This window comes from Maribacter sp. ACAM166 (genome assembly GCF_005771495.1).
Taxonomy (GTDB): Bacteria; Bacteroidota; Bacteroidia; order Flavobacteriales; family Flavobacteriaceae; genus Maribacter.
In genome coordinates this window covers 124,449-144,326 of sequence record NZ_VAUW01000006.1, presented here as the reverse complement: position 1 = coordinate 144,326, position 19,878 = coordinate 124,449, and the positions used below count along the sequence as shown (strand labels likewise).

Below are 19,878 nucleotides of genomic sequence, written 5' to 3'. Positions count from 1 at the left end.
TTTAATCCGTATTTAGTAAGCAGTACAAAGTAATAAGTCATGATAATACTTTGTACTTACTACGCAGTACTCCGTACTTATTTAACTTTTATATTTAGCAGAAAGATCTTTACAAACAGCGGTTAACGTATCTGTAACTTCATCTGTAAGTTTCCCAGCTTTCAACGTATCTAAAACGTCCCTGTGCTTCGCATTAAGGAATTCTAAATAGTCACGTTCAAATTCCTTTACTTTCTCAACTGGCACATCTCTTAACAAGTTCTTTGAACCTGCATAGATAATTGCAACTTGATCTTCAACTGTAAATGGATCGTTCTGTGCTTGCTTTAATATTTCAACGTTTCTACGTCCTTTTTCAATCACATTCAAGGTAGCTGCATCTAAATCAGAACCGAATTTGGCGAATGCCTCTAGTTCACGGAACTGTGCTTGGTCTAATTTTAACGTACCTGCTACTTTTTTCATCGATTTAATCTGGGCATTACCACCAACACGAGATACAGAAATACCTACGTTAATCGCCGGTCTCACACCTTGATTAAACAAATCTTGCTCCAAAAATATCTGTCCATCAGTAATCGAAATTACGTTAGTTGGAATATAAGCAGAAACGTCACCTGCCTGTGTTTCAATGATAGGCAATGCAGTTAAAGAACCGCCCCCTTTTACCATTGGCTTTAATACCTCTGGCAAATCGTTCATTTCCCTTGCGATATCATCGTCATTGATAATTTTTGCAGCACGCTCTAATAATCTAGAGTGTAGGTAGAAAACGTCACCTGGATATGCTTCACGTCCTGGTGGTCTTCTTAACAAAAGAGATACCTCACGATATGCAACTGCTTGTTTTGACAAATCATCGTATATAATTAATGCTGGACGACCCGTATCACGGAAATACTCTCCAATCGATGCTCCTGCAAATGGCGCATATACTTGCATTGGTGCAGGATCCGATGCGTTAGCCGCTACAATAGTAGTATAGGCCATAGCTCCTTTATCTTCCAATACTTGAGCAATACCAGCTACCGTTGATGCCTTCTGACCAATGGCTACATAGATACAATAAACAGGTTTACCAGCATCGTAAAATTCTTTTTGATTCAAAATGGTATCGATACACACCGTAGTCTTACCAGTTTGACGGTCACCAATTACAAGTTCCCGTTGTCCTCTTCCTACCGGAATCATGGCATCAATTGCTTTAATACCAGATTGCATTGGCTCTGTTACAGGCTCTCTATAAATCACCCCAGGAGCTTTACGGTCCAATGGCATTTCATAAGTTTCGCCAGAAATAGGCCCCTTACCGTCAATTGGGGTACCTAAAGTATCAACCACACGACCAACAATTCCTTCACCAACTTTAATAGATGCGATACGTTGTGTACGTTTAACGGTATCACCTTCACCTACAGATCTTGAAGCTCCTAAAAGAACCACACCAACATTATCTTCCTCAAGGTTCAATACGATACCTTCAAGTCCGCCTTCGAACTCAACCAATTCCCCATATTGGGCATTTGCCAATCCGTAAACCCTTGCGATACCATCACCTATCTGTAAAACAGTACCTACTTCATCCAAAGTAGCGGTAGCATCAAATCCTGATAATTGTTTCTTTAAAATTGCTGATACTTCAGCGGCTTTTACTCCTGCCATTTTTAATTAGATATAAGATATAAGGCGATAAATGTAAAAAACATCCTCGACCCATATAGTTATTATAGACTATTCGAAAATTCTCTTTTAATATTACTTAGCTTATTGGCTATACTAGAATCATATTGTAAATCTCCAACTCTCAAGATAAACCCACCAATGATACTTTCATCAATTATGTTCTCAATAGTAACCTCGTTGCCCGTTATATTCGCAACTTGTATTAGCACCTTTTTCTCCATCGAAGCATTTAAAGGCACAACGGTAGTTACGTAAGCTACGTCTTTTCCTTTTAATTGTTCGTTGAGAATAATATATTTCAAGGCTACCTCGTTCAGCATCCCAATACGCTTATTATCAACCAACATGCTAATAGAACCTTCGGTTATTGCATGACTACCCTTAAAGATTTCAATTAGCGCATTGTTTTTAGATGCGCCTGACACAACCGGACTTGCTAATACATCTTGTAGTTCTTTACTATCAGAAATAGTAGAGACTATTGACCGCATATCTTTTTCTACGGCATCCAAGGCTTTCTTTTCCTTGGCCATATCCAATATTGCCTTTGCGTAACGTAATGCCGCTCTAGATTCGCTCATTATATCTCTTAGTTAAGTTTTATATCGCTCAACATTGAATCTACCAATTTCAATTGCTTTTCGTTGCTAGATAACTCTTCTTTTATAACCTTTTCGGCAATGGCAACAGATAATTCTGCTACTTGATTTTTAATATCTGCAACAGCCGCTTTCTTTTCACTTTCGATAGCTGCTTGCGCCTGTTTCAACATTTTATCCCCTTCTACTTTAGCCAGCTCCTTAGAATCAGAAATCATTTTATCTTTAATTTCACGTGCTTCTTTCAACATAGCCTCTCGCTCAGTACGAGCCACTTGAAGCATCTTTTCGTTATCTGCTTGCAAATTCTGTATGTCTGCACGAGCCTTTTCAGCAGATGCCAAGGCATCTAGTATACCAGACTCCCTTTCGTTCAACGAATTCAAAATTGGTTTCCAAGCGAATTTCACCAATAACAAAATTAACCCCAACAATAAAATCGTCTGAACAACAAACAGGCCTGGTGAAAAATCGTTCAATAAAACTTCCATATGTTTATTTTTTAAATCCTAAATCAATAATTAAAAAACACTTCCTGCAACCAACCGTTGCAGGAGAATGTTCTTTGGTTTTGCGTTCTTATTTTCCTAAGAACAAGGCACCGAATGCCAAACCTTCCAAAAGTGCAGCGATGATAATCATCGCAGTTTGAATTTTACCGGTCGCTTCTGGCTGACGAGCAATACCTTCCATTGCCTTTCCACCGATTTGACCAAGTCCAATACCTGCTCCGATTACGATTAAACCTGCTCCAATTAAATTGTACATAGTAAACTGATTTATATATTAAATTAAAAAAACTCTCTTTTAAATGAAATCTCCTCTTACATCTTCTGCATCAGGAACATCGTGCCCTTTAACATCATGTGCATGATCGTGATCATGTTCAGCAACCGCCATACCAATAAACAACGCCGATAACATTGTAAATATATAGGCTTGTAAAAACGCCACTAATACTTCTATTAAGGTTATGAAAAATGCTAACACTAATGAAAGACCCGTAGCGCCTACAACACCTAAACTCTTTTTCAACGTGAACATAATTGCAATAAGACTCATTACCACAATGTGACCAGCAGAAATATTGGCAAACAAACGCACCAACAACGAGAACGGTTTAATTATAAATGCTCCAGCCAATTCTATAATAGCCAATACTGGTCTAATTAAAACGGGCACTCCAGGCATCCAAAGCATGTGCATCCAATAATCTTTATTTCCACTTACCGTATATATTACTAAAGTAAAGATTGCCAAGGCTGCCGTTACCGCTAATTGACCCGTCACATTAAATCCGAAAGGAGTCAATCCTAATAAGTTCAAAATCCAGATAAAAAAGAATACTGTTAAAAGATATCCTGTGAATTTTCTGTATTTCTTTTCACCAATATTAGGCAGTGCAATTTCATCTCTAACATATATAACCAAAGGCTCTAAAACCCTTCCAAAACCTGTAGGTACTTTTTTATTGGTGTATTGTCTTGCTAACGCAGAAAAAACTATTAACATAAAAAGACCGACGAACAATATTCCCATTACACTTTTAGTAATAGAAAAATCCAATACTTTATGTGCATTAGTTGCATGGTTGGCTTCATCAAGCTCCACTTTTGAAGCACCTGCTTCTAATTCGTAAATCTTACTATGCAGTTTTACTAATCTCGATCCATTGCGCTCTACCACTACTTCACCTTCATCATCGTGATGAAAAGCAGATGACATAAACGTTGCCAAACCATTATTAGTCCAAACGATTACAGGTAGTGGAAACCCAATATGATTTCTTTCACCATTACTTGCAGTATAAGAAAACAAATGAAAGTCATGTGCATCTTTAATATGGTGCAAAATATATGCATCTACCTCTTCTTTAGTATCAACCGCAGGGTTTTGATCCTTGTCAGAAGATGCAAATCCTTGTAAGGAAAAGCATAGGATAAAAAGTAGTGCTACCGTTTTTAACGTTTTTGAAACTTTCTTCATTATTTCTTTTTCAAAATTTTGCTGCTTGAAATTTTGCGCAAAATTAGTCATTATTAACCTAATTTGCGCAAATTTATAGCTTTAAAATTTAAGCTTTTTTACCTTGTAATATTTTTGAAATGAAAATCACTTCAAGCGGCAAAAATACAATAACAGGAATTAATAAAGAAGCCCTGTAGAACCTGGACAACAAATTATCTCCTAAAAGTTGTGGATAAAAAAAACCTGCGAAAATGATAATTTTCAAGACCAATAAACCCATATAGATAAATCCTAGTTGCTCAAAATATTTATTGAATTGAGCAAGTACTAGAAACGAAAGGAGCAAAACCAAAGAAAAGCTAAAATGGAAAATATAGGCTTTTTGTAGAAGTGGTATAAAACGCTCTACCTCTTCTTCTAAAAGAAAAATATGGAGAAAATAAGAAGTCGTGCCCACTAAAAGGAACACGACTATGACTATGACTATTTTTTTTAACAAGTAACCCTATTTATTTAAGGCCATTACTTTTTTAATGACCAAATACATGGACAAAAATACAGCAAGTAATGTTATGCTATCCTCTAAATATGTTTTTTCGAACTTAAAATCTAACCATTCGCCTAGTAAGTTCCCCAAATAAATGGTCACCCCCATTTGAATGGCAATACTAGATAGGCTTGCTGCCGATCTTAATAATTGAGAATTATCACGAGGCTTTTGCGGCTTCATTACTGCTATTTGCCGTTGATGATTTATAACCGGTATTCGAACCTGAACTTTTTTTACCTCCCATAGTACAAGAAGCATTAAAAGTTGCACCTGGTTCTACGGCTAACTTATTAACGGAAACTGTACCTTCTATAACTGCAGATGCCTTTAAGGATAATAGTTCTGACACCAAAAGTTCGCCATTAAAGCTGCCTTCAATATCGGCATTTACACATTCAACTTTCCCATGGATGTAACCATCTTTACCGATGACAACTTTACCGGATGTTTTTACATTTCCGTCTAATTTACCGTCGATACGAAAATCTGCTTCAGAAATAATATCACCTTTTATTTTGGTGTTCTTTTCAATTCTATTAGGTTGTCCTCCTATTTCATTCATAGCCTTAGGTTTTTGTCTGTCTGAAAACATTGTTCACGGTTTTGGGGTTAAAAGCGTATTTCGATATTCGATTATGTTTTTATGTACCTGTATAATCTTATAGTTGTCTGATAAAATTACAAAATTCTCATCAGCCACACGGTAATCCTTATTGTTTTTTAGAAGCTCTGCATACCCTAGTGCGAAATTTTTCGATTTAAAACCATGCACAACTACAAATTGATCTTCAAGAGTGTATATATCTCTTGAAACGATATTTTTATACCGTAAATCTTCAATAGACTTCTCTAGTAATTCCATCAATTTTAATGCCTTTTCAGTATTGCTCCTTTTGAATGGAAAAACTACTTTCCAGTTGGATGTTCCTTTGGAATCTGTTTCTGGCGAAAATTCCTTAGGTTCTAATTTTGGAAGTTGTTCGGCTACCATTTGTTCTGCCTTTTTACCTTCCGGATTATTTGGGTAGGTCAATGCTACATAGTTCAACGCCTCCTTAAACGGCTCAAAACCCTGTAACCTTCCGATGGCATTTGCTTTCAGCATTTCAAATTTGGGAACAATGGGGTCACCTGTGTACCTATTTATGTTTTCTTCTGCACCCGTAATAACCTGCAAATAGTGCTGGTCCTTATATTGTTTGTACAGGGCCTCATACCGTTTTTCTGGACTATTGGAATCATCAGCGAGTACCGCCTGGGGATTCAATAAAATTTCGGCATATCTAGAATCACCATGATTGGCAATGATATCGGCCTTCATACTATTCTTTAACGGACTACCTACTTCTTCATATATTTTATAAAGATTGTATTTTGAAGGAAGAATCAAACGCTCCTCAGCATTAGAGTCTAACACATCTTCCAATTTACCAGCCGCCAATATAAATTCATTGAATTTTTCCTTATAAATCAACCCTAATTGATAATTGGCGAAATTTCGTTCAGTTTTAAGACTGTCAATTACTACGACATCGGTAGGTAAACGGTTCATATAAAAATCCAAAGAAAACTGCTCATCTTCACCCACGAGCCCTAACGTATCTGTTAGCGCTTCTGTGTTTAGTGCAATATCGTCCCGTGAAGCGATAAGAGATTTGTCTGACCAACGCCAATCATCGGTTAACTCCCTATTGCCCCACGTATTCTTAAAATCGTTCTGGCCATAACCTAAGCTGGTAATATTGTAGAAATAGAATTTTCCTTTATTCTCTTTACCTCCCTTACTTTTGTTAAAGGCGAGAAAACCATCTGTAATTCTATCTTTTTCCTTTTTCTGGGCTGCCTCCTTTGCTTTCTGTAAATCTTCAATATACTTGCCAAAATAGGCCAATTGCTCCTCCTTGGGCATTTGATAAAGGGTAATTACACTATCAGCATATTGAACAATATCTTCATACTTTATAACATCCTCAAGGTTGTCTAATTTCTTTTTAATGGACCTGTATTTCTTGGTATTCTCCACTAAATTGGTGAGCACACTATCATAATAAGCCCCAGCAGCTTTGTAACTGCTTTCATCAAAATTATACTCTGCCAGGTTTTCATAATTAAGGGCATTCAACTTTGGTATATTCTGTGAAGCCCTAAGTGATTTATTGAAATAATTAATTGCCAAACTATCCGATTCCTGTTCCAAATGAAACTCCGCTATCTGCCTGAAAATCTTATCCAAAAAAGGCCTGTTCTCCCTATTTTCTTCCAAATTCGTTAAATACTCCAAAATAACCTCCCTGTTTTCGGCAGTGATTTTTGTATTCTTTAATTTTTGAATTTCAGCATTAATCATATAGACCCGTGGCGATTTTCTATTCAATTCAATAACCTTGTCAAATGCATAATTAGCACTATCCTTATATCCCAATTGATCATATAGTTGCCCAATGATAAAATAATACCTTCCTTGTTCTGGATTCTTTTTAGTGTAGTGCGATGCGATTTTAAGATTTTGAACTGCTGTATCTGGAACATTAAGATTAATATAGGCTTGAGCCATCATTGCCCTAGCATCTGCATATTCTTCATCTTTCAGTTGCTCAAACTTGAATAGTCTCTTCAAGTTCTTAATTGCCAAATCATCATTATCTAAACGAATATTGACTTTCTCTCTCCAAATATTAGCTTCGTTCAGTTTATCACTTTCAGTGTATTTATTCAGAATATAATTAAAAGACTCTAGTGCAGGAATATAACGTTCATCAAAATAACGGGCCTTACCAAGTAAAAGAAAAGCCTCGTCTGTTTGTGGGTTACGCTCCTCATCTCTAATATCCATACTATGGCGCTGAATTGCTTTGGTCGCTTTTTCTTCTGCCTTTAAAAAATTAGGGTTGTTGTCTTCTGAATCTAACTTCACCTCACCACTTACCTTCAAACGCTCTACGGGCAAGATTTCAAAGTAGTCATCTTGATACGTGTCGTTTAAGCTATTACGGCCTTCTTCAAAAGCAATATTACCATTATACAAGGTGTTATACTTGGTGTTAAGTGCATGCCAATTACGATTTATAAAAGCATCTTTTTTAGTGGAACATGCATTAAAGAGCAAGGTTCCTAAAATACCGAATAAAATAAGTTTTTTTCTAAGATTCAAATTAGATGATCTACGTATGTATGATTAACTTAAAAACAACCATTTTATTATTCAGTTCATCGGTAAAAGGATAATTTATTTATGCTAAAATAAAAGTATAACACCTATACGTCGGTAATCTTACCGACCGGCCGGTCTGTTTCCACCACTTTTCTTAGACTACGCAAAGGTGGTATTACCAGTCAACGAAATTTTTGTAGTTAAAATCGTCTTTTAATTCATGCTAGAATTTCTCCTTAAATCATTAAACCAACTGAATAGTCGGTTTATGGTATATATGTCGAACATCGATAAAATACAGTTGTTAAAACAAGAACACGGTGTTTATTTAGCAAAAAACTGCTCCAACTCCTTTAAAGTTTCCGTAGACGTTTGAATATCTTTTACCACTTCGCCCTTGTTCAATACTACAATACGCTCACAAACTTCGGTCACATGAATTAAATCGTGACTAGAGATCAACACGGTTACATTGTCTTTAGCTGCAAGGTCTTTAATAATTTCCTTTAAACGAATTTGTGTCGTAGGGTCTAGATTTGCAAAGGGCTCGTCTAAGACAACTACTTCTGGGTTTCCGATAAACGATGCTACAATACCCGCCTTTTTCTGATTTCCTTTGGAGAGGTCACGTAGATATTTCTTCTGTCCCAAAATCTCCCCGTGGAAAAAGTCTTCAAACTGTGCCAGCAGCGCATTTACATCTGCTTTACTCTGTCCCCTCAAATCCCCAATAAAATAAAAATATTCCTCTGGAGTTAAATAACCTATTAAAAACGTTTCATCTATAAATGAAGAAGTAAACGGTTTCCATGCTTCGCTTGTATTTACCTGAACTTCATTGTTAATGACATGCCCGCTGGTTGGTTGTATTAAATCTAACAACAAACTAAAAAGCGTTGTTTTCCCTGCGCCGTTATTACCTACCAAGCCAAAACTTTGCCCTTTAGGAATGGATAATTCCTCGATATGTAAAACTATTTGTGATCCGTATTTTTTAGTTAAATTTTCTATTGTAATCATATCTGGAAATTCAAATTGTATTTATAAGATGATAGATTATGTAATTAGCTTTCTAACTACCCTTTTCTTTAAAGCCGGCAATCATACCATATTTTTTTCTTTTATACTGTTCCGTAATTAAGTTCAGTAAGTAATTTTTCATGGCAAAACCTAGTAGACCTAAAACTGAAAGTACAATCACTGCTGCTTGAAGGTTAATAAGGTAATAAAAAATTGAAAATAGTATGATTGGAACCGCTAAGACCGGTAGCATAATCAGAAATTGTGTAGCGCTAGTACCTTGCATATTTCCAAACGGACTCTGATCTAATTCAATCCGTTTTTTATTGAATGAACCGAAATATAAAATGACCGGTATATTTACTCCTAAATTGTATAATGCACAGCCAAAATTAATAGCCAATGCGTCCCAACCAAAGTAAACATAAGGTATCGTAAGTAAAAACATTACGACTACACTAACGGTTATCAAGGTTGCTTTTGACTCCAAGTATTTCCGCATAGGAATATTCTGAGACATCATCATACTATAGTAACTACTATCCCATGCAGGAATAAATTGTCCGAAATTACTCAAGAAAATACCAGTCATAAATACCCCTACAAAAGCTTTCATAGGAACCATACTACTATATATATCTTGAGTATAAAAGACCAATCCATAAAAAACAAAAAGTAGAGAAATAAAGACTTGTGACTTGGTTCTTTTGTTGCGCCAAATCATTTTTAAATCGAGCTGTAAAAATGAACCCATTTCTCCAAAACGCTTCGTCCAAGCCAAATCAGTGGTGTTGGCCTCCACACTCTTCACCTTTAAACTGGCATCCAAATAAATTTTATCTTTTAAAAACTGATAGTTTATATAATATATACCAATTGCCAATGCAATCGGAATCATAACCGTTATCGGATACGCATACAATGCATGAAAAATAGGTGCGAACAGTTCCTTCACCGAAAAAATGCCAAAGTAATCAAGTCCATATCCTATAAGAAGAATACTGACGAGACCAATCAATACTTTCTCATTCTTATTAATCAATAGATTCACGTAGTTGATACAAAGAACTAGTGCCATAACCGCTACTACCCAAAGCAATACATTCAACACTTGATACCCTTGAAATATAAGTACAATTGCAAATGGAACTACAAAAAAGAAGGTCAATAAATTATAAATGGAAGCGGCAGACCTGCCTAAAATATAATGGGCAATGGTACTTTTCTTTACCGGCGTGGTCAAAAACGGTTTTATGTCCATCACTGGTAATTTTTGCATGAAATACCTAAGAAATAACTCAATCAACACCCAATAGATAAGATACTGGCTTATACTCCACATAGGGCTTTGGTTGGGAAGAATTTTTTTAAGGATGAAATACATTCCCGTTCCCATACCTGCGAGGGATAAAAGCATGTAGACCCCAAAGAATCCCATCAAAATTTTTATACCGAGACTTTTACCCAGATTTGAAGACCTAAAAAAAGATTTCCATTGTAATGCAGTGAATTTTTTGAACATGCGGTTGGTTTTAGTCTTCAAGGTATTGGTATTGCTCATTCTTGATTTGTTACAAAAAATTATATTTTTTATCAATCTCATTTTATATCGTTTAAGCAATGCTTAATTTTGTGTTTTATTTAAAGAAAAAGAACATATGTCGCATTTTCATGCCCTAACGGTAAAGCATATTAAAAAATTAACGCCAACTTCTGTAGCCGTTACTTTTGCTATCCCTAAAGATTTGGCACAAACTTTCGCTTTTACAGCTGGTCAATATATCACCATCAAAAAAGAAATTAAGGGTAAAGAATTAAGGAGAGCCTATTCCATTAGTTCGTCTCCAGAAAAAGATGGAATTACCATTGGTATAAAAAAGGTAGATAACGGAGGATTTTCCAGCTACGCCAATAGTAAATTACAAGTTGGTGATACTCTTGAAGTAATGGAGCCAGAAGGGCGTTTTTTATTTAAGCCTTCTAAAGAGGTTCAACATATTGCTGCCTTTGTCGCTGGTAGTGGTATAACACCAATAATGAGTATCGTGAAATCGGTTTTAGATGGTAATCCTAAAAACCAATTCGTACTTGTCTATGGTAATAAATCGTACAAAGAAACCATGTTCTACACCGATTTGGTGAAGCTAGAATTAGAATATTCCAATAGGTTTTTTGTGTATTTCACGAATAGTCAAACCCGTGAAGACAAAGCTCTATTTGGTCGTATAGACACCTCAACCGTAAACTACGCCTTAAAAAACAAACATAAGGATGTTGATTTTAACGCCTATTATCTTTGTGGCCCAGAGGCTATGATTAATAAAGTGCAGGACACCCTATTAGATAACGGTATTAATAAGGATAAGATTCTCTTTGAACTTTTCACCTCAACGGAAATTAAGGAAGAACTTCCTATTCAAGTTGAAGGCTCAACTGCCGTTACCGTTATTGTAGATGATGAAGAATTTCAATTTACAATGGATAAAAAGACTTTGGTCTTAGATGCGGTATTAAAAGAAAATATTGACGCTCCATATTCATGTCAAGGTGGTGTATGTAGCAGTTGTATTGCTAAGGTAACTGAAGGAAAAGCTGAAATGGTCATGAACCAGATTTTGACGGATAAAGAAATCGAAGATGGTTTTATTCTTACCTGTCAAGCACATCCAACGACACCTACCCTAAAGGTAGATTATGATGATGTGTAACTTTAAATAGAAAACAATTTTACTGAATTTCTATTTTATATGGTTTGTATCAAAATTAAAGAACTTTTTCGAACGTTCTTACTGCAGCTTCATACCCAATGGCGTAGGCCCTTTCTATACCTCTGCGATCCAAAATACCAATATGTTCTAATTCTTGAGGTTCAATGATTAGGTGGCAATTATTAATTTTTTCCCTGTTGATTGCGTAAATCATAAGTCCCGTAACTCGTCCAGCTAATTGAAAGGAATTGTTGAGGTATTTTTTTTCTAATTTGGAAACTAAGGAAACGTTACTGCCAATAACATAATCAACCCTACTCAATACCGGTTCTGAAGGAAAGTTGTTCATTATTCCACCATCTGCATGTAGTGCTCCGTTATATTCTACCGGGCTAAAAACAGGAGGTAAGGCTGCCGATGCCAACAAAGGTCTAATCAACTCGCCTTCATTAATGAAAACCTCTTCACCCATTTCAAGATTTGTAGCCACAACGAATAAATTCTTTTTTAAGGCAGCAAAATTATCTTCAGGGAAATACTGTTGAAAGGTATCTATAAACCGCTCGGTATTTATGAACCCGGGTTTGGCAACGGCGAAATAATTGTACTTGAATAATGGTGTTTCCTTAAAAAAACGCAGCATCTCTACTACTGGCTTATCCGCTGCATATAATGCTCCTACCAAAGCACCCGCACTGCTGCCTGCGACAACTGTGGCTTCAATGCCAAATTCTTGCATAGCCTTTATTACCCCTATATGTGCCATACCACGTACTCCCCCACCTGAAAGCACTAACCCTATGGACTTTGAACGTATTTGCATCGATCTAGAATTGATTTCAAAAAAAATGCCGAGCGAATACTATTTTTCGCTCGGCATAAAATTAGGGATAAAAGAGGACTATAAATCCAATCCAAAGGCATAATAATATTTAACACCATCTTCATAGATTCCTTCTAACATGACACCACCTTTTTTTCCTTCAAGAATCTCCTGTACATCTTTTACATCATTAATTCGTTTACCATCAATATGGGTGATGATAAAACCTTCACGCATTTGAGTTTCATTTTTAATTTTACCCGGATACAGTTTGGTCACCTGCACGCCTCCATTTAACTCAAACTTTTTAGCCAAATCATCACTCACGTTTTCAAAATTTGCACCTAGTAAATTCAACACTTCCTTCTCCTCCATTTTAATGATGCTAGTGCCTCCTTCAGCATTCTTAAGTTCAACTTCTAACTCTTTCTCCTTTCCATTTCTATTGACCAAAAGAACTACTTTGTCACCAGGTCTTTTCCCCGCAATTATTTCTTGTAGCCTTGGTGAAGTACCGGTTTCCTTACCATCAACACTCATAATGATGTCGCCCGATTCTATACCCGCCAAATCAGCTCCGCTTTCTTTACCTACTTGTTCTACCCAAACTCCTTTAGAAAAATCTACGTTTTTCTCTTTAGCCAAATTCCCGTCCATAGTCCTGATGGTAACACCCAACATACCCCTTTGAACATTACCATATTTTAAAAGGTCTTCAACTACTTTAGTCACTATATTACTCGGAACGGCAAAACCGTATCCTGTATAGGTGCCTGTTGTACTTGCAATAGCTGTATTGATTCCTACCAGATTACCATCTAAGTTTACCAAAGCACCACCGCTATTACCTGGGTTAATTGCAGCATCTGTCTGAATGAAACTTTCTACGGCAAATTTGTCGGTATTGATATGGATATTTCTTGCCTTTGCACTCACAATACCCGCAGTAACGGTAGAGCTTAAACCTAGCGGATTACCAACCGCCAAGACCCACTCGCCTACTTCTACATCATCTGAATTGACCAAGGCCATCGTTTTTAAATTATCAGCCTGGATTTGTAAAAGTGCTAAATCTGTCGTTGGGTCAGTCCCTATTACAGTTGCCTTATATGATTCTTTATTATAAAGAGTTACCACCACTTCATCTGCGTTATCTATAACGTGATTATTAGTTATAATATATCCTTTATCATTAATGATGACACCAGAACCAGTCCCTACCCTTGGCCGTGATTGCATACCCTCTGGAGATTGCCCTTTGAACATATCGCCAAAAAATTCTTTGAAGGGGTCAGGTAGTTCACGTGTACCTTGATTACTATAAGATGAATTAGACTGTGTAGACTTAATATGCACAACGGCATCTAACACCTTTTTTGATGTCTCAGTAAAATCTAAGGGCTTAATGTTCCCCTCTTTGTCGGCAGTATAAAGCACATTACTTCCGGCAACAGAGTCTATTACCGTAACGCCTGTAGAATCCTTCGTTGTTTGTTTGTTTAATTCAATTACACCGTAACTAACAATAAAGGCAATTAGGGCTGAGAAGAAATATAACTTCCAAGCGCTTTTGTTGTTTGTGTTTGATTCCATATTAATGTATAGTTTAAATTAACTTCTTTCAATACACTAGTGGCAATAGCTATGCCACCGGTTACTGCCAAATGCTAAAAAATATCTAAAGTTGACTGAAATTTTAAGTATTTTTTTAGACTAACTGGTTTGTAAAGGCTTTTTAATTACAAAAAGTGAACCAATTAAGAGCAGTTCAACTGTTTTTTTTGACATTGAATGGAGTTCTAACATGTATTAAATACTTAATTAGCTCACTAAAACCAACCAGTCTGAAACCGACATTTTGACTTTGCGTAAGATATTCACTTGAATTATTCCTGTCTATTATACGAACAAAAAAAACCTTTGCTATTATTTTACGTAAGTTTAACAACGAAAAAGAAGATTTAATTGAGTTCACTAAGTGCTACAGCAATTTTGGTATTTACCAATTCCGCTAAGGAAGAATTGGTAAACAAGTCAATTCCTAAAGGCGAACAATTATTTAATACGCTTACCAAAACAACACTTCTAAAAGCCAAAAATACAGGTTTACCCATATTCCATTTTACTGAAAAAGACCAAGTAGGTTTTACTTTCGGAGAACGTTTTGCGAACGCTATTGCTACAGTTTTTGAAAAAGGTTTTGACAATATCATAACCATTGGCAACGATACTCCGCAATTAAGGACCCAACATTTAAAAAAAGCGGCGCTACAATTGGCTTTAGGTAAAACTGTAATAGGCCCGGCTGTAGACGGAGGTATCTATCTGTTGGGTTTACAAAAAGTAAATTTTAATATTCATGCGTTTAAGAATTTACCTTGGCAACGCTTTAGCCTTTTCAACTGCATCTCAACTTGGTTTCAACGAGAATCCTCAGAAATAATTAAGCTTCCTGTATTTCAAGACCTTGATAATGAAAAAGATTTAAAATCTTTATTAAATCATTTAAGGTCATTTTCATTTTCAATCGTAGAACTGATTATTAGCCTTTTAGGAAACAAAAACGCAAAATATCATCAATTACGTGAATTCCCTGATCTGTTTCCAAACAGGTCTATGTACAATAAAGGTTCGCCTCAAGTTTCTTTTGCCTAAACCCAGGCTTGCCTAATAATTGGGCAATTGTACAACTCAGTCAACACGTATTTATGAAATATATTTTAATGACGTTGATCCTGTTCATGGTAACAGCGGTCAATGCTCAAGAGACAATTACAGGTGCTATTTCAGATACGGATGGAAATGGCATACCCTTTGTAAACATTGTATTATTAGGAACAACTGCGGGAACAACCACAAACGGTAATGGTTTTTATTCCTTGAATGTACCCAACCTTTCAGAAGTACTTGAATTTTCAGCTTTAGGATATCAAACTAAAATATTTCCTATTAACAACAAACGCACCCTAAATGTAACCCTCGAAAATTCGTCTGAAATTCTTGATGAAGTAGTATTAACCGCTTTAGGGCTTAAACGGGAAACCAAAGAATTGGGTTACGCTGTGCAAAGCTTAGATGCCGAGGGTATAACCGAAGTTAAATCGGTGAATTTTTTAGATAATCTTTCTGGTAAACTAGCTGGGGTTACCATCAATCAAGGCGCTACCGGAGTAGGGTCTTCTTCTAAAATCACGATTAGAGGAGAAGCATCTTTCTCTAACAACAACCCTTTATTCGTCGTTGATGGGGTACCCGTCAATAATAATTCAGTGTTCAATTTCACTACTGAAGCCGCTGCCGGATTTCAGGAAATAGATTTTGGAAACGGTGCAATGGAGGTGAATCCAGATGACATTTCCGAAGTATCGGTGCTGAAAGGACCCAGTGCTGCTGCCTTGTACGGTACAAGGGCATCTAACGGAGTTATTATTATTGAAACTAAAAGCGGTAAAAACACCAAAGGGTTAGGTATTAGCTACAATACTAGCTTTTTTGTGGATTCAGCATTTAAGTTGCCTGAGTTCCAAAATGAATATGGACAAGGGAATGCTGGAGAATTTGCCTTTGTAGATGGATTAGGCGGAGGTACAAATGATTTAATCACCTACAGTTGGGGGCCACGTTTAGATATTGGTAATTTAGTGCCGCAATTTGATAGTCCGGTTACACTAGCTAATGGAACAATGGTTCGTGGTGGAGATACTGCACTTTATAGTGGTATTCCCATGACACCAACAGAATTTAGGTCGAACCCTGATAATTTGAAGGATTTCTATGAAACTGGAACTACGCTAATCAATAATATTTCGATAGCATCAGGTTTTGACAAAGGAAACTACCGACTCTCATTCACCGATTTACGTAGCGAATCTATTATACCAGGTGTTAATTTAGACCGACAGACTATTGGAACACGGTTAAATTTTCAGCCAATTGAAAATTTACGTATCAATTCATCCATTAGTTACATTAACTCAAAAAGTGATAATCGACCATCTAGTGGATATGGATCTGAAAATGTAAATTACTCTTTGGTTGCATGGGGACCTCGCTCCTTAAATATTAATAATCTCAAAAATTATTGGCAACCAGGTTTAGAGGGTATACAACAGTATTCCTATAACTACACCTTTTTTGATAATCCCTATTTTATTCTTTATGAGAATAGAAACTCTTTTAATAGAGATCGAGTTTTTGGAAATATATCCGCCAGCTATGACATTACAGACCATATTACTGCTTCAGTTCGAACTGGTATGGACTATTCCAGTGAACTACGGCAATTACGTAGAGCCTACAGTTCTAATCGTTTTAGAAATGGAGGTTATGCAGAACATGATGTCTTTTTTAGAGAAATTAATACCGATTTTCTTTTAAACTATGCCAATCAATTTAATGATATTAGTATTGATGTTTCCCTTGGTGGAAATCGATTGAACCAAAAAGCATTCACCTCGCAGTCACAAACAACGAGTTTGGCACAACCGGGTATTTTTCGATTGTCGAATGCAGCATCACCTATTGAAGTGTTTGAATTTGAATCGAATAAACGAATCAATAGCTTTTACGGTTTAGCCAAATTCGGATATAACGACTTCCTGTTCTTAGATATTACAGGGCGAAATGATTGGTCAAGTGCCTTGGCAACGCCTTTTTCTGTAGATAATACCTCTTTCTTTTATCCATCGGTATCCAGTAGTTTCATTTTATCTGAAATTATTGATCTGCCTCAGGCAGTTTCTTTTGTAAAATTAAGGGCCAGTTGGGCACAGGTTGGTAATGACACCAATCCCTACCAAACAACAAGCGCTTTTGTAGCACAGACGCCATTTAATGGTCAACCTACATTTAGTAATTCAGACATTATTGCGAATCCTGATTTACAGCCAGAGCGTACCTCATCATTCGAAGGAGGTGCAGACATTCGATTATTTGGCGACCAAGTGCGTTTTGATATCTCTTACTATAATGCATTGACCAAAGACCAAATTATTTCTTTGCCGATAGGTATCTCTTCTGGCTATACGCAACAAGTAGTCAACGGTGGTGAAGTTCGTTCTAAAGGCTTGGAAGTAATTTTAGGTATTTCTCCAGTGATTAGCCAAAATTTAAAATGGAACAGTACTCTAAATTTTAGCGCTAACCGAGCTAACGTAGAAAGTTTACCGCAGGAGGACGGCAGATTAACATTAGCGTATTCACGTATTTATGATAGTCAAAACCAAACGGTATTTTTTCAAGTCGAAGAAGGTGGTCGTGTAGGTGATCTTTACGGTACGGGATATCTAAAGAATGAAAACGGAGATTTCATTCTAACTGATGCTGGTCGATATATTCCAGATAATGACCTCCAAAAACTGGGTAATTACAATCCAGATTTCATGTTAGGCTTTAACAACCAGTTCAATTATAAGAAGTGGAACATAGGTTTCCTTTTCGATTGGCGACAAGGTGGAATTATAGTTTCAAGAACCAAGGCATTAGGAAATGTTGGTGGTCAATTGGCCGAAACTACTTTTAGACCAGAAACGGGTATTATACCCACAGGCGTAGTGAACACAGGCACTGAAACCAACCCTGTTTATACCCCTAATACAGTAGCAGTTTCTGCAGAAAGCTATTACCGCCAATTTTACGATAGAAACCATGAGGAAAACAACACCTATGATGCTTCCTTTTTAAAACTACGTCAATTGTCTATTGGCTATACGTTCGGTAACCTCAGCATATTAAATCAAGAGGCTAGTTTACGTTTATCGTTGATTGGAAAGAACTTGTTTGCCATAACCGAAAATCCACATTTCGACCCAGAACAATTGGCAGTTCAAGGCCAAGGTTTTATAAGTGGCGTTGAAGACATGTCGTATGCTACAACCAGAAGTATTGGATTTAAAGCTGGTTTTAACTTTTAAGAAAAGACAATGAAGTATATACATAGCATTTTAATTTTATTGTTGGCCGTAAGCTGTACGACTGGTTTTGAGGAAATAAACACCAATTCAAATGCACCTGTAACCGTGCAACCCAGCCTCTTGCTACGACAGATCATCTATGATTACGGTGAACAAATGTCTTACGAAGGTTTTACCGCAGGCAATTTATTAGGGCAGTATAGTACAGCTCTTGATTTTAACCTATTTGATAGACATAATTTGAAGTCGCCACAATTAGGTGGTAATCCATGGCCTATCTTCTATCAAAATCTTAGAGACAATGAAATCATATTGAATCTTTCACAAGAGAATCCGGCTTTTACAGTTTACGAAGGTCCGTCTAGAATCATGAAAGCCTACATGGCTGCATCTCTAACCGATTTGTTTGGAGATGTACCCTATTTTGAAGCCTTTAAAGGAGATGTTGCCACGGTAACTCCGGTTTACGACACACAAGAATCCATTTATATGGAGACTGACGGTATTTTAGATAATCTTGATAAGGGTCTTGCAGCAATGCAAAGTTACTCAGGCACAATTTCCTTGGAGGGTGACATTCTGTTTAATGGAGATTTAAATGGATGGATACGTTTTGCAAATTCTTTAAAAATTAAATATTTAATGCGAATCTCCAATAAGATAGACGTGGCCGCACAATTACAGTCACTCGTGGCAGAAGGTAATTTCATTAATGAAAATAGTGAAAATGCTATTTTCAATTTTACCGATGGTGAACCCAATAATTTTAGGTTGGCACGGCTTAGAATCGGTGATTTCAACAACTATGTGCTCTCTGAAACGATGGATGAAATCTTGACCGGTTTGAGCGATCCCCGTATTGGCCGTTTGTATCGACCATTTGGAAATAGTACAAATAATGAATTCAATGGACTTTTGAACGGTATAGATGCCTCTTCTGGGGTTTCTTTGGCCGATTACTCATTAACGGGTTCAATTTTTAGGGAAAACACAGGACTTTTAGACGCTAATTTCATGACCAGCATGGAAACAAATTTTCTATTAGCAGAAGCTGCTCAAAAAGGTCTTATTTCGGCAGATGCTCAGGTTTTATATGACACAGGAGTAACCCAAGCATTTGCCTATTGGCAAGTAGAACTACCTACTAATTATTTAACTGCAGAAGGGGCTTTAACCAATGGTAATCCCTTAGAAAACATCATTACTCAAAAGTGGATAGCTACTATCATTAACGGTTATGAAGGTTGGGTTGAATTTCGTAGAACAGGGTTTCCACTATTAAAAACTATATCCGCTAGTTTAAATGACAATCTAATTCCTATCCGCATGCCCTATCCTTCAGAGGAAGAAGCTTTAAATAGTGTGAATTATGCAGATGCGGCAAGCAAAACTGATGGTAATAGTATAAATGTGCCAGTTTGGTGGAATGAGTAATTGGTTGATGGTTGAGAAAAAAGAAAAATT

Annotated in this window: 17 protein-coding genes; 4 read left to right on the top strand and 13 right to left on the bottom strand. The window is 36.5% G+C overall.

What is annotated here, in order from left to right; translation table 11 throughout:
• Window positions 1–81 precede the first annotated feature (81 nt).
• The 11 genes from atpA to ES765_RS06910 all read right to left on the bottom strand — a co-directional run bounded on the left by atpA (window position 82) and on the right by ES765_RS06910 (window position 10,532).
• On the bottom strand, window positions 82–1,662 hold the full coding sequence (atpA, locus tag ES765_RS06960) for a F0F1 ATP synthase subunit alpha (RefSeq protein WP_138112602.1): 1,581 nt from the start codon (window positions 1,660–1,662) through the stop codon (window positions 82–84).
• Window positions 1,663–1,724: 62 nt separating this feature from the next.
• The gene (atpH, locus tag ES765_RS06955) at window positions 1,725–2,264 is read right to left on the bottom strand and encodes an ATP synthase F1 subunit delta (protein ID WP_138112600.1); all 540 of its coding nucleotides are present in this window, start codon (window positions 2,262–2,264) and stop codon (window positions 1,725–1,727) included.
• Window positions 2,265–2,272: 8 nt separating this feature from the next.
• The gene (locus ES765_RS06950) at window positions 2,273–2,773 is read right to left on the bottom strand and encodes a F0F1 ATP synthase subunit B (protein WP_138112598.1); all 501 of its coding nucleotides are present in this window, start codon (window positions 2,771–2,773) and stop codon (window positions 2,273–2,275) included.
• A gap of 88 nt (window positions 2,774–2,861) precedes the next feature.
• The gene (gene atpE / locus ES765_RS06945; protein ID WP_013993139.1) at window positions 2,862–3,050 is read right to left on the bottom strand and encodes an ATP synthase F0 subunit C; all 189 of its coding nucleotides are present in this window, start codon (window positions 3,048–3,050) and stop codon (window positions 2,862–2,864) included.
• A 39-nt stretch (window positions 3,051–3,089) separates the two neighbouring features.
• Window positions 3,090–4,268 carry a F0F1 ATP synthase subunit A gene (gene atpB, locus ES765_RS06940; RefSeq protein ID WP_138112596.1) on the bottom strand — a complete coding sequence of 393 codons (1,179 nt, stop codon included), beginning with the start codon at window positions 4,266–4,268 and terminating at the stop codon, window positions 3,090–3,092.
• 88 nt (window positions 4,269–4,356) lie between these two features.
• A complete protein-coding gene (locus ES765_RS06935; RefSeq protein ID WP_138112594.1) occupies window positions 4,357–4,749 on the bottom strand; it encodes a DUF6168 family protein in 393 nt (130 codons plus the stop codon).
• A 6-nt stretch (window positions 4,750–4,755) separates the two neighbouring features.
• Entirely contained in the window at window positions 4,756–4,980 is a 225-nt protein-coding gene (locus tag ES765_RS06930; protein ID WP_138112592.1) for an AtpZ/AtpI family protein, read from the bottom strand.
• A complete protein-coding gene (locus tag ES765_RS06925; protein ID WP_138112590.1) occupies window positions 4,958–5,392 on the bottom strand; it encodes a polymer-forming cytoskeletal protein in 435 nt (144 codons plus the stop codon). The genes ES765_RS06930 and ES765_RS06925 overlap by 23 nt, the downstream gene beginning before the upstream one ends.
• A gap of 3 nt (window positions 5,393–5,395) precedes the next feature.
• A complete protein-coding gene (locus ES765_RS06920) occupies window positions 5,396–7,951 on the bottom strand; it encodes a tetratricopeptide repeat protein (protein ID WP_138112588.1) in 2,556 nt (851 codons plus the stop codon).
• A 324-nt stretch (window positions 7,952–8,275) separates the two neighbouring features.
• On the bottom strand, window positions 8,276–8,971 hold the full coding sequence (locus ES765_RS06915; protein ID WP_138112585.1) for an ABC transporter ATP-binding protein: 696 nt from the start codon (window positions 8,969–8,971) through the stop codon (window positions 8,276–8,278).
• Window positions 8,972–9,023: 52 nt separating this feature from the next.
• Window positions 9,024–10,532 carry a DUF5687 family protein gene (locus ES765_RS06910; RefSeq protein ID WP_249356258.1) on the bottom strand — a complete coding sequence of 503 codons (1,509 nt, stop codon included), beginning with the start codon at window positions 10,530–10,532 and terminating at the stop codon, window positions 9,024–9,026.
• Window positions 10,533–10,629: 97 nt separating this feature from the next.
• Here ES765_RS06910 and ES765_RS06905 point away from each other — a divergent pair, with 97 nt between their 5' ends.
• Window positions 10,630–11,679 carry a ferredoxin--NADP reductase gene (locus ES765_RS06905; protein WP_138112583.1) on the top strand — a complete coding sequence of 350 codons (1,050 nt, stop codon included), beginning with the start codon at window positions 10,630–10,632 and terminating at the stop codon, window positions 11,677–11,679.
• Between the two features lie 55 nt (window positions 11,680–11,734).
• Here the strand turns inward: ES765_RS06905 and ES765_RS06900 are convergent, their stop codons facing one another.
• Together ES765_RS06900 and ES765_RS06895 are read right to left on the bottom strand one after the other, a co-directional pair.
• A complete protein-coding gene (locus ES765_RS06900; protein WP_138112581.1) occupies window positions 11,735–12,502 on the bottom strand; it encodes a patatin-like phospholipase family protein in 768 nt (255 codons plus the stop codon).
• 78 nt (window positions 12,503–12,580) lie between these two features.
• A complete protein-coding gene (locus ES765_RS06895) occupies window positions 12,581–14,095 on the bottom strand; it encodes a Do family serine endopeptidase (RefSeq protein WP_138112579.1) in 1,515 nt (504 codons plus the stop codon).
• A 372-nt stretch (window positions 14,096–14,467) separates the two neighbouring features.
• Here ES765_RS06895 and ES765_RS06890 point away from each other — a divergent pair, with 372 nt between their 5' ends.
• The 3 genes from ES765_RS06890 to ES765_RS06880 are packed head-to-tail and all read left to right on the top strand — an operon-like array spanning window position 14,468 to window position 19,848.
• Complete coding sequence (locus tag ES765_RS06890; protein WP_138112577.1) at window positions 14,468–15,157, top strand: DUF2064 domain-containing protein; 690 nt, start codon at window positions 14,468–14,470, stop codon at window positions 15,155–15,157.
• A 53-nt stretch (window positions 15,158–15,210) separates the two neighbouring features.
• A complete protein-coding gene (locus ES765_RS06885) occupies window positions 15,211–18,414 on the top strand; it encodes a SusC/RagA family TonB-linked outer membrane protein (protein ID WP_138112575.1) in 3,204 nt (1,067 codons plus the stop codon).
• Between the two features lie 9 nt (window positions 18,415–18,423).
• A complete protein-coding gene (locus tag ES765_RS06880; RefSeq protein WP_138112573.1) occupies window positions 18,424–19,848 on the top strand; it encodes a SusD/RagB family nutrient-binding outer membrane lipoprotein in 1,425 nt (474 codons plus the stop codon).
• Window positions 19,849–19,878: the final 30 nt, after the last annotated feature.

Bases quoted from the DNA above. Each gene is read 5' to 3' on its own strand.
- ES765_RS06930 (WP_138112592.1), bottom strand. From the start codon at position 4,980: ATGAAGCCGCAAAAGCCTCGTGATAATTCTCAATTATTAAGATCGGCA.
- atpH (WP_138112600.1), bottom strand. From the start codon at position 2,264: ATGAGCGAATCTAGAGCGGCATTACGTTACGCAAAGGCAATATTGGAT.
- atpE (WP_013993139.1), bottom strand. From the start codon at position 3,050: ATGTACAATTTAATTGGAGCAGGTTTAATCGTAATCGGAGCAGGTATT.
- ES765_RS06880 (WP_138112573.1), top strand. From the start codon at position 18,424: ATGAAGTATATACATAGCATTTTAATTTTATTGTTGGCCGTAAGCTGT.
- ES765_RS06895 (WP_138112579.1), bottom strand. From the start codon at position 14,095: ATGGAATCAAACACAAACAACAAAAGCGCTTGGAAGTTATATTTCTTC.
- ES765_RS06925 (WP_138112590.1), bottom strand. From the start codon at position 5,392: ATGTTTTCAGACAGACAAAAACCTAAGGCTATGAATGAAATAGGAGGA.
- ES765_RS06910 (WP_249356258.1), bottom strand. From the start codon at position 10,532: ATGAGCAATACCAATACCTTGAAGACTAAAACCAACCGCATGTTCAAA.
- atpB (WP_138112596.1), bottom strand. From the start codon at position 4,268: ATGAAGAAAGTTTCAAAAACGTTAAAAACGGTAGCACTACTTTTTATC.
- ES765_RS06905 (WP_138112583.1), top strand. From the start codon at position 10,630: ATGTCGCATTTTCATGCCCTAACGGTAAAGCATATTAAAAAATTAACG.
- ES765_RS06885 (WP_138112575.1), top strand. From the start codon at position 15,211: ATGAAATATATTTTAATGACGTTGATCCTGTTCATGGTAACAGCGGTC.
- ES765_RS06950 (WP_138112598.1), bottom strand. From the start codon at position 2,773: ATGGAAGTTTTATTGAACGATTTTTCACCAGGCCTGTTTGTTGTTCAG.
- ES765_RS06915 (WP_138112585.1), bottom strand. From the start codon at position 8,971: ATGATTACAATAGAAAATTTAACTAAAAAATACGGATCACAAATAGTT.
- atpA (WP_138112602.1), bottom strand. From the start codon at position 1,662: ATGGCAGGAGTAAAAGCCGCTGAAGTATCAGCAATTTTAAAGAAACAA.
- ES765_RS06900 (WP_138112581.1), bottom strand. From the start codon at position 12,502: ATGCAAATACGTTCAAAGTCCATAGGGTTAGTGCTTTCAGGTGGGGGA.